Raw genomic sequence first — 14,693 nt, 5'->3', positions numbered from 1 at the left:
CCGCGCTACCACTATTGTTGACGCGTGACTACGCCCGCTTCTGCTCCAGAACACCAGCCGGTACTCGTCGTCGATTACGGCGCCCAGTACGCCCAGCTGATCGCCCGCCGCGTTCGGGAAGCGGACGTCTACTCCGAGATCGTTCCGCACACGATCAGCACCCAGGAGATGCTCGCACGCAACCCGGTGGCGATCATCCTCTCCGGCGGTCCTTCCAGCGTGTATGCCGAAGGCGCGCCGCGCGTGGATCCTGAACTCTTCGACGCAGGCGTCCCCGTCCTCGGCATCTGCTACGGCTTCCAGGCCATGGCATCTGCGCTTGGCGGTACGGTCGCGAAAACAGGCCTGCGTGAATACGGATCCACTGACGTCGCCGTTTCCCCCGGTGCCCGGTCCATCCTCGAGGGAACCCCGGACCACCAGAATGCCTGGATGAGCCACGGTGACTCCGTCCAGGCCGCCCCGGCCGGCTTTGAGGTCCTGGCCAGCACAGCCGGTGCGCCCGTAGCCGCGTTCGCCCACGAGGGCAAGCAGCTCTACGGTGTGCAATGGCATCCCGAGGTCAAGCATTCGGCGCACGGGCAGCAGGTACTGGAAAACTTCCTGTTCAAGGGCGCCCGCCTGCATCCCAACTGGACCACCGGCAACATCGTCGAGGAACAGGTCGAACGCATCCGCCAGCAGGTGGGGGACGCGCGCGTGATCTGCGGGCTGTCAGGCGGCGTGGACTCCGCCGTCGCTGCGGCCCTGGTGCAGCGTGCGGTGGGCGATCAGCTCACCTGCGTCTTCGTTGACCACGGACTGCTCCGCGAGGGTGAAGCCGAACAGGTGGAACGGGATTTCGTTGCTGCTACCGGCGTCAACCTCTACATCGCGAACGAGGAGAAGCGGTTCCTTGATGCCCTTGAGGGCGTCGAAGACCCTGAAACCAAGCGCAAGATCATCGGGCGGGAGTTCATCCGCGCCTTCGAGGAAGCCGAACGGGCCATCATGGCTGACGCCGAAGCTCACGGCGAGAAGATCCGGTTCCTCGTGCAGGGCACGCTGTATCCGGACGTCGTCGAATCCGGCGGTGGCGAGGGCGCAGCCAACATCAAGAGCCACCACAACGTGGGCGGGCTCCCGGAGGACCTGCAGTTCGAGCTCGTCGAGCCGCTGCGCACCCTGTTCAAGGACGAGGTACGCGCAGTCGGCGCCCAGTTGGGCCTTCCGGCGGAAATCGTCGGGCGCCAACCGTTCCCCGGCCCGGGTCTCGGAATCCGCATTGTCGGCTCCGTCAACGCTGAACGTCTCGAACTGCTCCGCAAGGCAGACGCCATCGCCCGTGCCGAACTCACGGCGGCAGGCCTCGACAACGAGGTCTGGCAGATGCCTGTGGTCCTGCTGGCCGATGTGCGCAGCGTCGGCGTTCAGGGCGACGGACGCACTTACGGGCACCCGATCGTGCTGCGTCCGGTATCCAGCGAAGACGCCATGACCGCTGACTGGTCCCGGCTGCCGTATGAGCTTCTGGCACGGATCTCCAACCGCATCACCAACGAGGTCGACGGCGTCAACCGCGTGGTCCTCGACGTCACCAGCAAGCCGCCGGGAACCATCGAGTGGGAGTAGCGCTCCGCCGGCAGCCGTTGCCGGCGGCGGAGGACGAACAGCAGATCACTGGGTGAAAATCCGACGCCGGTCCGCGTTGCTTGCAGCTTCCGTGGGGCAGCGTCGGCTAGCTTGTAAGACATGCCTATCTGGTCAAGATCAGGCCGTGAGGCCGCAGGGAAGAGGACAACCGTGCCAGTGCAGGATGCCGGGGACTCCGCCGAGGATTTCCTGATTCCGTGGCTTCGCAGGCTGGGTCCGCACGCGGGAACAGATACGCTGCTGCATTTCACGCCGTCGCGCTCCAACAGCATCGATCTCACGCACGCGCATCCGTCCGGCCTTGCGCAGCTTCTGGCCGGCCGCCGCACGCGCCTGTCCACCCTGCTGCGTGATCCCGACCAGTACGCCGCAGCCATGAAGGCCGCGCGGCTGCTGCGCGCCAAGGTGTATGAACTCGCCACTGAACGCGGAATCGATGTCGGCTACCTTGCTGCGGGCACCGCTTCCTGGCGGACCATGGACGACGGCGGCCGCACGGACTCACTGACCGCACCGGTCCTGCTCACCTCCGTTGCATTGACTGTCCACGGCTCCCAGGACGACTACGAACTCCAGCTCACAGAGCAGGCACGGCTCAACCCGGCGCTGGTGCGAACGCTGCAGGCAGACCACGGGATCGACTTCGACGCCGACGCCGTCGCGCAGCTTGCCTACAGCACGGCCCGGTTCGATCCGCATCCCGTGCTCGACCGCCTCCGTGCGTTGACTGACAACGTGCGCGGTATGACCGTCGAGCACCACATCCTGGTGTCGACCTTTGCTGACCTCGCCGATGTTGGAGCGGACTCAGCCGTCCGCCCGGAGCATCCGTTGCTGTCAGCGCTCATGGACGCTGCACGGGAGGGCATCGATGCCCCCTCGGGTGCTGACGTGGCGTCGCGGGATATGCCGTTGGATGACAGGCACCCGTCCACCGAGTTCCTGATCCTCGATGCGGACCCCGGGCAGCAGCGGGTCCTTGACGCCGTCAGCGCCGGCGGTTCAGTGGTTGTATCCGCACCTCCCGGAACAGGCCAGACGCAAACGGCGCTGAACGCGGCCGCCGCCCTGGCGGAGCAGGGCAAGAGCGTGCTCGTGGTCGCCGAGCGCCGCGGGACCCTGAACCAGTTCGTCCGGGAACTCGATGCAGTGAACCTTGGCTCACTCGTGCTGCAACTGAACGCCAACAGCAACTCCGCACAGCTGAAGGATCAGCTGGTTCGGGCCATCGTCCGCAACGAGAAGGCAGTGCAGCCGAAGCTCGCCTCCCTGCATGAAACACTCGTTTCCCACCGGCACAAACTGCTCGACCACGTCCGCTCGCTGCACAACGTCCGTTCGCGCTGGGGGTGCTCGCCCTACCAGGCGATGCAGTCCCTCGCCGAACTGACATCACTGAACCCTGCGCCGGCCACCACCGTGCGGTTGAAGCGCAGCGTCATGGACAGCATTCCGAACCGCACGGAACTGACCACGCGGCTCCGCCGTGCCGCCGAGTTGGGCGGCTTCAGCAAGGAGGCAACCCAGAGCCCCTGGTACGGGGCGAAGCTGCGCAACCGCAAGGAAACCGAGCACGCCCATAGCCTCGCGGTGGACCTGGCCCGGGATATTCCGCTGCTGCGTGAGAAGGTTGGGGCGGTTGCGGCGCACTCGCACATTGAACTGGGAACCACGTTCGAGGAGTGGGGCGGGCAGCTTGATCTGCTGGTTGCCGTGCGCGCCAGCCTCGACAAGTTCACGCCTGACATCTTCGACCGGCCGGTCACCGACCTCATCTCGGCGACGGCGTCCTCGTCCTGGCGGCGGGAGCGGACCATCGAGATGAGTTCAATGACGCGGTCGCGCCTGCGCCGGGTCGCCAAGGAGTACGTTCGCCCCGGCGTTCATATTGCAGACCTGCACCAGTCCCTCGTGGAGGTGCAGGAACAGCGCACACTGTGGACGAAGTACGCGACCACGGAACGACACCCCGCAGTGCCGACCGGACTGGCGGAGATCAACAGCTTCTACCGGGCCATCGATTCCAAACTTCATGAACTCACAGCCACCCTGGCCGGAACCGCCGGCGAACCGCAGCTTTCCGCGATGCCGCTGGGCGAGCTGGCAACCCGCCTCTCCGACCTCGCCCGTGACAGGCAGAGCCTCGCGACGCTTCCTGAGCGCACCCTGCTACTCGATGAGATGCGGGACAACGGCCTGGGTGAGCTGCTCGATGACCTTGCAGCGCGTGAAGTCGGTCCCCGCCAGGTAGGGGCGGAACTTGAGCTGGCCTGGTGGCAGTCAGCTCTCGAGGCGATGATCAGCGGAGATGACTACCTGGCCATGTCCGACGGGGCCAGCCTCCGCACGCTCGAAGCCGAGTACCGGCTAGCAGACAACGCGCATGTCGCCTCCGGCGCCGGCCGGATCCGGTGGGCCCTCGCCGAGCGGTGGCGGGCGGCTCTGGAAACCATGCCTGCCGAAGCCGATCAGCTCCGCGCCCTGCTGCGGGAGAGCGAACCCGGGCTGGATGCCCTCAGCGGCCAGGCGGACGAACTTGTCACCGCGCTGATGCCGGTCTGGGCGGCCAGCCCGCTGGTTTTGCCGTTGGTCTTGCCGCAGGGCAAGACATTCGACGCCGTCATCGTGCTTGACGCCGAATCGATCTCCCTGCAGTCGGTGGTTCCCGCTCTGGCGCGCTCGCGTCAGGTCATCGCCTTCGGCGATGATCGCCTCGGCGGTCCGCGCAGCTTCACGGTGTCGGTCGAGGACGAGCGCCGTAACACGACTGAGCACCTTCCGAGCGCTTACCGGGCGCTGGCGGCAGTTCTCCCGTCACTGACGCTCCGGGACGTCTACCGGGGCGTGGACAAGGATCTGGCGACTTTCCTCAGCGAACGTTTCTACGACAATGAGCTGACCCGCCTGCCCTCTGCCGCTGAAGTCACCGCGATGGAACGCGCGTTCACCGTCGAGTACCTTCCTGACGGAACCGGCATGCCGAGCTCGGATCACGACGGCGTGGAAAGCGTTGCAGCCGAAGTGACCCGGGTTGTGGACCTGGTCTTCGAACACATACGTAAGCGGCCGAGCTATTCCCTCGCGGTGGTCACTGCAAGCGCACGGCACGCCCAGCGGGTTGGCGAGGCTGTCCGGCTTTCCATGGCTGACGCTCCCTGGGCAACTGACTTCTTCCTACCCGGCAATGAGTCCTTCCGTGTTGTCCCGATTGATCGGGCAGCCGGCCTCACCCGGGACGCCGTCATCTTCTCGCTGGGCTTCGGCCGGACGCCGCACGGGCGTGCGCTGCACAATTTCGGGCCGCTCTCGGCGCCGGGCGGCCGCGGCAAGTTCGTCGCCGCGATGACCCGTGCCCGCTACCGGTTGCACGTTCTCACATGCTTCCGCCCCGAGGATCTGGATCCTGAACGGTTGGGACACGGCGCACTCGACTTCTACGAACTCCTGCGTCGGGAACTCAGTGAGGACCGGGAGCAGGGCCGCGCAGTCCCGGTGGAAGCAGCCAATGAAGACCCGCTGGTTGCGGACCTGGTGGAACGGTTGCGTCACCGCGGCGCCTCCGTCCGCAGCAATCACGGAGGGGTCCTGGACATCGTTGCAGCACCCGGTGCGGATGCTGCAACCAGCGACGATTCTGCTGCGCCTTTCGTTCCACCCGTTGCCATCGAGTCCGATGGCTCCGACCGCTACCGGGGCATGACGGTGAGGGAAAGAAGCCGGCTCCGGCCGCAGCTTCTCGAGCGGATGGGCTGGCGCTACCTGCCGCTGTGGACCATCGAGGTGTTCACTGACCCGGAAGGCTGCGCGGACCGTGTCTCGGGATATCTTGGTCTGGAGCAGGCTGCCCGTCAGCGCCCACGCCGGTCAGCACAGGAGCCACCGCCAGCAAACGGGGAGTCAATGGAAATCGGAGAGGCCACGGGGACCGGAGCCGACAGCAACCCGTCCAAGGACAATAGCGACGCAGCTGTCGGTGACGCAGCGGTCCGCAAGGCTGAACACGCGGCCAAGGACGAGCCCGCCAACGCTTCCGGGACCGCGCAGCCAGCCACCGGCGCGTCGCCCTCAGCCCAGCCGAGTTCCGAGGCAACAACGAGTACCGCACCGCACGGAGACGTTATCCCGCAGCGCGCCGGTGAGGATGATCCACGCTCGTGGAATGACGACGACGGCAACCATGACGAGTGGCTGAAGGAGCAGAAACCTCCGCACTGGAGTTAGCGGCCTGCTCGCGGGGCTCGGACCGCGGCGACTATTCACCCGGCGGTAGCCGTCCTGGAATTCACTCACGGGCCGCTGCTCGCCGCCGTAAGAACCAGGTGAACCTGGCCGGTGCTGGACGCACCGGCCAGCGCCGCAGCCTCATCAGGATTCGCGGCGACCACCACGAGCCCGTCTTCGTTTCCCGACGGCGCCGCGAACGGCCCTGCTCCTGACTCGTCGGACGTCCACAGTACCGGCAGCCCACGCGCCAGGACGGTGTTCTTCGCCGACGTTTCAAAGCCATTGCCCGTACTGAGCACCACATCGACCCGCTGCCCGGCCGCCAACAGCTGCACGGTTGATGCGTCTGCCGGCCGGAGGGGGACGGCCACGGTGCCCTCGGGGCTGCCGACAAGAAGGCCCGCTCCGACCAGAAAGTTCTGGGCAAGTATGTCGCCCGCGTAAACAGGTGTCGCCAGTTGCTGTCCGGCGACCAGGTCCGGGGATTTGAACGAATGTTCCGGGACGGCAGCCTCGGGAAGCTGGACAACGGCGAGCTGTTCCGCGGTGAGCACGGTGCCCACGGGGAGATCCGCTGACGCAGCAACCACCTGCACGGTGGCCGGATCCGGGGGTAGGAGTACTTCAACAGCGACGCCCGCTGCGGCGCAGAGAATGCCGGCAGCCAGCAGGCGCCGTTTCCGGAAGGTGAAGGCGCGGAGCCGGTTCCGCGTCCGAGTGGGTGCGCTGGCGGATTTACTCATGGACAAACGTTAGGCAGGCGGCCGTTCAGGCGGTGGGGAAAGAGCCCCTATGTGGAAAAACCGCCCCAGGAGTAGCGGTTGTGCAGGACAACCGGAACTCCCGACGCGGGAAGTACTCGCAGCGCGATCCGAGTTACGCCGAAGCCGCCGTGGCAGCCGTCGCGGATCCCTTCGCCGACGATGACGACGACGATGAAGTACCGGATGATTTCGCTGGGGTCGAAGGGGCCTTGCCCTCGGAACCCGACGAAGTTCCAGCCGGCTTGGCTGCCGGGCTGTTGCCCGTCTCGACTGATGAGGAGCTGGCGCGGGAGTCCGTGCGGTAGAACCCCGAGCCCTTGAAGACAACACCCACGCTGTTGAACTTCTTGCGCAGCCTACCTTCGCACTCGGGGCAGACGGTCAGGGAGTCATCCGAAAAGGACTGCTGCACGTCGAAGGCATGGCCGCAGTCCCTGCAAGCGTAAGCGTATGTAGGCATGGACAATCCTCCTGGAGAAAGTTGTTCGGGGACGGTCCGGCTGCGCTGGTGAGCCAGAACTTTGGCACTCGACCCGCCCGAGTGCCAATTCTACACTGTTTAGCCGGCTGGTGAGGAATGACGCCGGGCGGCCTGGTAGAGGCCGGAGGGCGTGAAAGCGCCGTGGAGGGGCATGTCGAGCGGCGTCGCTTCGACACTGCCGGCAGGTAGTACTTCCTCGTCGTACAGATAGCCCAGCCGGGTGGCATCCGGCTGTTCCAGTACCAGTTGCGCGAGGAACCGGTCGTAGTACCCGCCGCCCTGGCCAATCCTGTTTCCCAGTTCATCCATGCCCAGTCCGGGCACAAGCACCAGGCGCAGCGGCATCAGAGCCGTGAAATGCCGGCGCTCGCCCACTGGCTCCCACAGGGGTGCGCGCGGGCTCCTGGCAAGCTCGATACCGGCTTCCCAGTGCACCCAGCTCAACTGATACTGCGGTTCACACACGGGAACGACGACGTCGTAGCCCGCCTCAACGAGGGCAGGCAACAGCATCCCGGTGCCGGGCTCCGGAGTAGCTGACAGGTACGACGCGATGTACCCGGTGCCCCGAACGTCGCCAGCCTCCAGCCACGTGAGCACGTGCTTGGCCAGCGCGGTCGCCGCTGTTTCCTGCTCCGGGTGTGACACCCGGAGACGCCGCCCGCGCAGAGTGCGGCGCAGCTCCTCCTTGACCTGGGAGGACGGCGTCGGGCGCGGAGATGACGTCGCCCCGTAAGCAGATGAGTCCATGCTGGCACTGTACAGCGGGTGCCGGACGCAGCACGTGCATCGAAGGAGCGGCCAATTCTGTAGTGTTGTGGCATGACTGAGCGACCAAGAGTGAACAAGGCCGTCATTCCTGCAGCTGGGCTGGGTACCAGGTTCCTGCCGGCCACCAAGGCGATGCCCAAGGAAATGCTGCCGGTTGTGGACCGACCCGCCATTCAGTACGTGGTCGAGGAAGCGGTCGGCGCCGGTATCAATGACATCCTCATGATCACCGGGCGCAACAAGAGGTCGCTTGAGGACCACTTCGACCGGGTGCCGTTCATCGAGCAGACCCTCGAAGCAAAGGGCGATTTCGAGAAGCTCGCCAGTGTGCGCCGTGCCTCGGAGCTCGGCGACATCCACTATCTGCGCCAGGGGGATCCCAAGGGCCTCGGGCATGCGGTGCTGCGGGCCAAGCTCCATGTCGGGAACGAGCCCTTCGCCGTGCTGCTCGGCGATGACCTGATCGATGAGCGCGATGAACTGCTTGAAACCATGATTGATGTCCAGGCCAGAACCGGCGGTTCAGTGATCGCTCTGATCGAGGTTGATCCTGACCAGATCAGCGCTTACGGCTGCGCTGACATCTCTGCGCTCGACGGTGAGGAATACGTCCGCGTCAACGAGCTGGTTGAGAAGCCGGCTGCAGACGAGGCGCCCTCCAACCTGGCCGTCATCGGCCGTTATGTCCTGCATCCCCGGGTCTTCGGTGTCCTGGAGGAGACCGGGCCGGGGCGTGGTGGCGAGATTCAGCTGACTGACGCGCTACAGACCCTTGCAGCGGCGGAGGGAGAGGGATCCGGCGTCTATGGTGTTGTCTTCCGCGGCCGCCGGTATGACACGGGGGACAAGCTGAGCTACCTCAAGGCAGTGGTCACCCTGTCCTCGGAACGCGAGGACCTTGGCCCTGACCTGAGGAAGTGGCTGCAGGAGTTCACTGGCTCCTTCGACGGCTAACAACTGACATGTGGGGTCGGTTCACCTGGCCGGTCACCCTTGAAACCGGCAATCTCGTCCTACGTCCGCTCCGGCACCGCGACAAACGCGAATGGCTGGAACTGCGTCAGCGCAATGTCGACTGGCTCTCGCCGTGGGAAGCGTCCAATCCGGCACCGGGCGGATACCTGCCCACCTACCACGAGATGGTACGGGCCCTGAACTCGCAGGTGCGCTCCGCCAGTGCGCTGCCGTTCGTGATCGCCGAGCGGCCCGATGGGGGAAGCCGGCCAGCCATGGCAGGGCAGCTCACGGTGTCCGGAATTGTCTGGGGTTCCGCCCTGACCGCAACACTCGGCTACTGGGTGGACAGGGAGCGGGCGGGCCGCGGAGTCGCCCCGACAGCAGTGGCTCTTGCGACGGACTACTGCTTCTGGGAACTCGGTCTGCACCGCATGGAGATCAACATCCGGCCGGAAAACGCAGCCAGTCTCCGGGTGGTCCGCAAACTGGGTTTCAGGGATGAGGGTATGCGCCGGTCCTACCTGCACATCGCGGGTTCCTGGGCCGACCATCGTTCCTTTGCGCTCACTGCCGACGAGGTTCCTGGCGGCCTTTTGCGCAGGTGGCAGGAAATAGCACCGCGGCTTTGACGAAGTTCCTGATTTGCCCTCGGACACACCGCGGTGAATGAGAGACCGAAGGGGCAACTGCTCCTAACGTTTTGTAAGTGGACTTCTCTCTGAACAGCTCAGTCGTACTGGCGGCAATCGTCGGGCTCTGGCTCATTTGGGTAGCTCCTTTTCTGATGCGGCGCCGGCAGCCACTCCCCGTTACCGGCCTCGCACCCATTGCATTTCCAGGCACCGCACACGGGGACGCCGGTTTCCAAAGGAGCGTCATGACAATGTCCGCCGCCGACGATTCTCGGCCCACAACCGGACCCGCGACCACCGGGCGCGCAGGCTCCGGGTCTTCGAAGGTAGTCGGCCGGGGGCCGAGCCTCCGGATTCACTGGGGCAGGCTTTCGATTGCGCTTGTCGGTGCGGTTGCGCTCTCCGCAGCGCTAATCACCTCTGTGCTGGCTGTCATCGGGCTGGTCTCTTCAGTTCTTCCGGTGGTGGCGCTCCTGACGGCAATTGCGAGCGTCGTGGTGCTTCGCACGCTCGCCGTGCGCGGTCGCCGTCGCAGTGCTGGGCGGGTTCCAGCTGCTTCCCAGGAGCCGGCAGCAGAACCGACACCGGAAAGGCACACAGCGCAGCGGCCCACCACACTGTTCAACGCCGAGGATCCGGGAAACCGCAACGCAGCGGAGAAGAACACAAACAACGACGACGCCGACACCGCGGTTGATGCCCCTGTCCAGTTCACCGCGGCTGAACTGCGCGCCGCAGCGCTGGCCGTCGCCGCAGAGTCCGGGGAGAATCCCGCCGGCGCAGGGACGCCCTGGCAGCCTGTGCAGGTACCGAAGCCCACCTACATTGAGGCCCCGAAGGCGGAGCGCGAAGACCCGGCTCCGCTGGACCTGCCCGAGGCGCCGAAGCCCCAGGCCAAGACTCCGATCAAGAACGGTGCCGTCGCTCCCAAGACCGCTGCCGCGCCCCAGGCCGAGGCACCCGCCACGCCCAAGATGAACCTGGACGACATCCTGCAGCGTCGCCGCGCCTAGTCCCCGTCCGGAAGCGGGCGCCCGGTGACGGAGGCGGACGAGCTTGCGCTACTGGAAGGACGGGCCATCGGGCCGGCGCTCGAGGCAGCGGCAGCCGCGCTGACCGGTTCGCTCGACCAGTGGTCCCTGCGGGGCATCCATCACCGGCCAGGTGCCGGGGTCACCGGCATCTACGCGCTCCGGTGTAAGACGCCGGGCGGCCCACTGAACGGATTTCTCTGCGTCACCACCCGCCCGGTAGCCGGTACGTTTCCCCGCTCGGTGCGGTTGCGCGGGCCGGCAGGCATGGCGCTCCTGGCCTGGAGCCATCCCAACGATCCGCTGCTTCCTGATTTGGGCTGGGCGTGCGATGCCCGCTCCGTTGGTCCTGCACTTTTCGGCGTCCCCACAGCCACGCTCACCACACTGGGCTATCGGCCCATGAGGCGGGCAGTGCTGCGAGCCGAAGGTGCGGGCCAGACCCGCTTCCTGAAGGTGCTGCCGCATGACCGTGCCGCGGCGCTTCACGAGCGGCACCGGCTGCTGCTCGGTGCGGGCATTCCTGTCCCGCAGCCTGCGGATTCCCCGCGCAGGGATGTGCTGGTCACGAGGCCGTCCGCCGGAACACCACTCGCGCAGCGGCTCTTGGCGGACGGCGCAACCGGTCTTGAGCCGGAGGTCCTGGTCGACCTGCTGAAACGGTTGCCCCGCACCGTGTGCAGCCTGCCGGCACGGCGGCCGTGGTCCGCAGGGGTCCGGAGCTACGCGAGCGCTGCCACCGCCGTCCTGCCTTCGGAATCGGAGCGGATCAGCGTGCTTGCTTCGCGGGTGGAATCGGTCATCCGCACCGCGTCCGCGGGGCCGGTGGTTGCAACCCACGGCGATTTCTATGAGGGGAATCTTCTGGTCGAAGGCGGAAGCATCACCGCTCTTCTCGATCTCGACGGTGTGGGCCCGGGCCACCTGGTGGACGATCTGGCGTGCTTCCTTGCGCACCTTGCCGTTCTGCCCTGCGTAGATGAGCGCTACACCGAGGTTCCCGCAGCGCAGTCGCGGTTCCAGCGGGCCTTCGAAGAGTACGTTGATCCGACAGCGCTTCGGGCGAGGGCGGCTGGCGTCGCACTGACGCTCGTCGCCGGTGCGAGGAATTCAGGCGAAGACCAGGCGGGCGGCGGTTGGCGGGCAGGCGCGCTGCGCCGGTTAGGGGTGGCTGAGAACTTCCTGTGATCCGGGGCCCTTCCCGGGTTCAGGCGCTTCGTGAGAGTTTTCTCATCTGGGATTCCTCCGGCTCTCACAATCGACGGTCATGATTGAGCAACCGGACCCGTGGCCGTTCGGGACAGCAACTGTACCGGCCGGTCACTTCCGAAGGACCCGGGTGCGTTCCCCCAACCGCGCCCGGGTCCGCCCCTGTCTGAAGCACGAGTGGAAAGCAGGTACGTCAGGAATCGTCGGCGACGAGGCGGTAGCCCATCCCGCGCACTGTGGCGAAACGTTCGACGCCCAGCTTGTTTCGCAGGTAGCGCACATAGACGTCCACCACGTTGGATCCGGGATCGAAGTCGTAGCCCCAGACCCGGGAGAGTAGCTGCTCCCGGCTGAGCACCTGGCCGGGATTGCGCAGGAATGCCTCTGCAAGAGCGAACTCCCGTGCCGAGAGATCCACTTCCTTCCCGTTCACTAGTGCCCTGCGGGATCTGAGGTCCAGCTGCAGATCGCCGTGTGAGAGCACGGAATTGTCCGCGGACGGTGCTTCCTGGCGGAGCCGCAGGCGCACCCGTGCCAGCAGTTCCTCGAACCGGAACGGCTTTGACATGTAGTCGTCCGCGCCGCCTTCCAGCCCTGCAACGGTGTCATCCACCGAGCTGCGTGCCGAGAGGATGATGACAGGAATGCTGTTCCTGGACTCGCGCAGCCGCCGCAGCACGGTGAAGCCGTCCTGGTCGGGCAGCCCGAGGTCCAGCACAATGAGCTCGAAGTCCCCGGTCTGCGCGAGATGGTAGCCGTCCCGCCCGTTGTCGGCGACGGTGGGCACGTAACCGGCGGCGCGCAGGCCCTTGGCCACGAATGAGCTGATACGGTCTTCATCCTCAACGATCAGGATCTGGCTCACGGGCGTTCTTCCTCAGTAGTGGCGGGGGAGGAGCCCAGGGGCAGGGACGGGATCGCCATGGTGAACGTCGAGCCCTGTCCGGGTGCGGACCGAAGCTCAACCTCACCCCCGTGCGCCTCCGTAATAGCGCTGACGATCGTGAGGCCGAGACCGGCGCCCTCGGTGCGCTTGCTGCTCGGCCCGCGCTCGAAGCGATCGAAGATCCTCTTCTGGTCCTCGCGGGCAATGCCGGTGCCTTCGTCGCGCACCCAGAGCCACGCGCCGTCGTCGTCCTTGCGGGAGCCGATCGCGATCGTGGTTCCTTCCTCGGTGAATTTCACCGAGTTGGCGACCAGTTGCAGCCATGCCTGGGTGATGCGGCGGGGATCCAGCACAGCGATCGCCTCCGCCCGCGAGTCGATGATCCAACGGCGGGCACCCAGCGTCCGTGCCTTGTCCATGACATCGTCGGTCAGCCTGCCGAGATTCACCGGTTCAGGGCGAACGAAGTTCGGCCCCGCTATGCCGGCCAGGGTCACCAGGTCATCCACGAGCAGGCGCATCCGGTCGAGCTCATCCAGGGCGATGTCACGCACTGCCTGGACGTCGCGCGGATCTGTTGAGTCCTGCAGCTCCAGATGGCCCTGCACAATGGTGATCGGCGTGCGCAACTCATGACCGACGTCGTCGAGCAGCTGGCGCTGTGACGTGAAGGATCCCTCCAGCCGGTCAAGCATCGCGTTGACCGTGCGGGTCAGGTCAGAGAGATCATCGTTGCCGGTCACCTCGATCCGCTGCGACAGGTCCGTGTCGGTGATGCGCTGTGCAGTGGTGCGGACCCTGCGGATGGGATCGAGCAGCTTGCCCACGAGAAGGAAGCCGACGACGCCGATGAGAGCCAGCGTGGCAAAGCTGATCAGTGCGTAGGTGCCGAAGGTCCGGTTCAGCTGGCGGTGCTCCGCTTCGGCATCAAACCCCAGAACGAAGAAGGTGGGCTGGGCGTCGTTGGCAAGCATGACCGGGGCCACCAGAACCCGGTAGTCGGTGAAGGCGGTACTCACCGACTGGACGGTCACCTGATCCGACGGCGCCACATCAGTCACATAGTTGACCAGCGCCGGATCATCCTCGAGCCGGACTTCGACCTCCTCGTTCGCGAAGAAAATCACCTGGTCATCGCGTACCGCCATCATTCCCTCGTTGGGCTGGGTCAGCGTCCGCTGCATCACCAGATAGACCAGCTGGTCGGCCTCCACGAACGGCTCCAGCGTGTCGGGATCAATACCGGTGGCCAGTAGGGTTTCCAGCTCCTGGAAACTGCGCGTCAGCGATTCATCCATGTCGCTGTTGAGATCGTTGCGCTGGAGTGCATAGGCAGTGGCACCGGCAAGCAGCAGCCCGAGCGCGCTGAGGACCAGCATGGCGGCCAGAACCCGGGTGCGCACCGATGAGTATCCGCGCAGCGACGCCAGGAGACGGGTTCCAAGGCCGGGCCTGCCTTCCTGTTGGGCCGCCGCGACGGGGGTGTCTGCGTCCGCGCGCGGCACCTTCACGAGGATGGTCGGCTCGGAGGCCGGGGGAGGGCCCAGGGGAATGCGCTCCGTGGGTGGTGCTTCCCTCGGTGGTGGTGAGTCCGCACCGGTCCCGGGACGGGTGGAGGAGTCGGCGTCGGGCCTAGTCATCGTCCACCTCGCCGTCGTCGTCAATGCCGTCATCTCCGCCGCGTCCCCGACCGCTGTCGTCATCGTCGTCCTGGATGACGGGCGGCGGAGCGGGAACAACGGCGGGGGGCGCCGAAGCCGCTTCCGTGGGTTCAGGAGTCGGCTCAGCTGAGGGCTCCGGCGCGGGAGGCGCAGGCACATCGGAGGGCGAAACTGACGGCGTCGGAGTGCTCGTTGGGGTCGGGGTAGGTGAGGGAGTGCCGGGAGGCGCCGGGGGCTGCGTATCGGTCACGCCCACCGCGGGGCCCAGGTTCTCCGGGGCCGGCCCCCGCAGCGAGCCGATCATCGCAACGCCAACCGCAACAACAGCCCCCGCGCTGGCTGCGGTGATGAGCCACGTGTGCATCTGCGACCGTTTCATAGGTCAAGTATCCCCACACATCATGAGATGCAGATGAGAACGGAATCAACTCTTTCCCGAGCGCGG

The 14,693-nt window shown here is 66.0% G+C and carries 12 protein-coding genes and 1 pseudogene; 7 read left to right on the top strand and 6 right to left on the bottom strand.

Annotation, left to right across the window (positions count from 1 at the left end):
* Positions 1 to 24 precede the first annotated feature (24 nt).
* Together guaA and JOD47_RS02305 are read left to right on the top strand one after the other, a co-directional pair.
* Positions 25 to 1,611: a glutamine-hydrolyzing GMP synthase gene (gene guaA / locus JOD47_RS02310; RefSeq protein ID WP_204531546.1), complete on the top strand. Its 1,587-nt coding sequence runs from the start codon at positions 25 to 27 to the stop codon at positions 1,609 to 1,611.
* A gap of 120 nt (positions 1,612 to 1,731) precedes the next feature.
* Complete coding sequence (locus JOD47_RS02305) at positions 1,732 to 5,853, top strand: DUF4011 domain-containing protein (RefSeq protein WP_204531545.1); 4,122 nt, start codon at positions 1,732 to 1,734, stop codon at positions 5,851 to 5,853.
* A gap of 65 nt (positions 5,854 to 5,918) precedes the next feature.
* Here the strand turns inward: JOD47_RS02305 and cpaB are convergent, their stop codons facing one another.
* Positions 5,919 to 6,599 (bottom strand): Flp pilus assembly protein CpaB, encoded by a 681-nt coding sequence (cpaB, locus tag JOD47_RS02300; protein ID WP_204531544.1) that lies wholly within the window; start codon positions 6,597 to 6,599, stop codon positions 5,919 to 5,921.
* An 80-nt stretch (positions 6,600 to 6,679) separates the two neighbouring features.
* Here cpaB and JOD47_RS17735 point away from each other — a divergent pair, with 80 nt between their 5' ends.
* Positions 6,680 to 6,925 (top strand): hypothetical protein, encoded by a 246-nt coding sequence (locus JOD47_RS17735; RefSeq protein WP_307836415.1) that lies wholly within the window; start codon positions 6,680 to 6,682, stop codon positions 6,923 to 6,925.
* Between the two features lie 14 nt (positions 6,926 to 6,939).
* On the opposite strand, the pseudogene JOD47_RS17730 reads toward JOD47_RS17735, so the two are convergent.
* Both JOD47_RS17730 and JOD47_RS02290 read right to left on the bottom strand, forming a co-directional pair.
* Positions 6,940 to 7,080 (bottom strand): annotated as a pseudogene (locus JOD47_RS17730) (FmdB family zinc ribbon protein); the annotation flags it as partial.
* A gap of 99 nt (positions 7,081 to 7,179) precedes the next feature.
* Complete coding sequence (locus JOD47_RS02290) at positions 7,180 to 7,851, bottom strand: 5-formyltetrahydrofolate cyclo-ligase (protein ID WP_204531542.1); 672 nt, start codon at positions 7,849 to 7,851, stop codon at positions 7,180 to 7,182.
* Positions 7,852 to 7,923: 72 nt separating this feature from the next.
* Between JOD47_RS02290 and galU the strand changes: the two genes are divergently transcribed.
* The 4 genes from galU to JOD47_RS02270 all read left to right on the top strand — a co-directional run bounded on the left by galU (position 7,924) and on the right by JOD47_RS02270 (position 11,680).
* A complete protein-coding gene (gene galU / locus JOD47_RS02285) occupies positions 7,924 to 8,826 on the top strand; it encodes a UTP--glucose-1-phosphate uridylyltransferase GalU (protein ID WP_204531541.1) in 903 nt (300 codons plus the stop codon).
* Positions 8,827 to 8,834: 8 nt separating this feature from the next.
* Entirely contained in the window at positions 8,835 to 9,458 is a 624-nt protein-coding gene (locus tag JOD47_RS02280; RefSeq protein WP_204536363.1) for a GNAT family N-acetyltransferase, read from the top strand.
* Positions 9,459 to 9,706: 248 nt separating this feature from the next.
* Positions 9,707 to 10,474, top strand: coding sequence for a hypothetical protein (locus JOD47_RS02275; protein ID WP_204531540.1), 768 nt, complete (start codon positions 9,707 to 9,709; stop codon positions 10,472 to 10,474).
* Positions 10,475 to 10,498: 24 nt separating this feature from the next.
* The gene (locus JOD47_RS02270; protein WP_307836180.1) at positions 10,499 to 11,680 is read left to right on the top strand and encodes a phosphotransferase; all 1,182 of its coding nucleotides are present in this window, start codon (positions 10,499 to 10,501) and stop codon (positions 11,678 to 11,680) included.
* Positions 11,681 to 11,894: 214 nt separating this feature from the next.
* Here JOD47_RS02270 and JOD47_RS02265 read toward each other — a convergent pair whose 3' ends face one another.
* The 3 genes from JOD47_RS02265 to JOD47_RS02255 are packed head-to-tail and all read right to left on the bottom strand — an operon-like array spanning position 11,895 to position 14,627.
* The gene (locus JOD47_RS02265; protein WP_204531538.1) at positions 11,895 to 12,566 is read right to left on the bottom strand and encodes a response regulator transcription factor; all 672 of its coding nucleotides are present in this window, start codon (positions 12,564 to 12,566) and stop codon (positions 11,895 to 11,897) included.
* Positions 12,563 to 14,227, bottom strand: coding sequence for a sensor histidine kinase (locus JOD47_RS02260; protein ID WP_239547979.1), 1,665 nt, complete (start codon positions 14,225 to 14,227; stop codon positions 12,563 to 12,565). The genes JOD47_RS02265 and JOD47_RS02260 overlap by 4 nt, the downstream gene beginning before the upstream one ends.
* A complete protein-coding gene (locus JOD47_RS02255) occupies positions 14,220 to 14,627 on the bottom strand; it encodes a hypothetical protein (protein ID WP_204531536.1) in 408 nt (135 codons plus the stop codon). Before JOD47_RS02255 ends, JOD47_RS02260 begins: the two co-directional genes overlap by 8 nt.
* Positions 14,628 to 14,693 lie beyond the last annotated feature (66 nt).

The sequence above is a fragment of the Arthrobacter tumbae genome (assembly GCF_016907495.1).
Lineage (GTDB): Bacteria > Actinomycetota > Actinomycetes > Actinomycetales > Micrococcaceae > Arthrobacter_D > Arthrobacter_D tumbae.
Note: the sequence above shows the minus strand (reverse complement) of the source record. Positions and strands in the feature narration are given on the sequence as shown.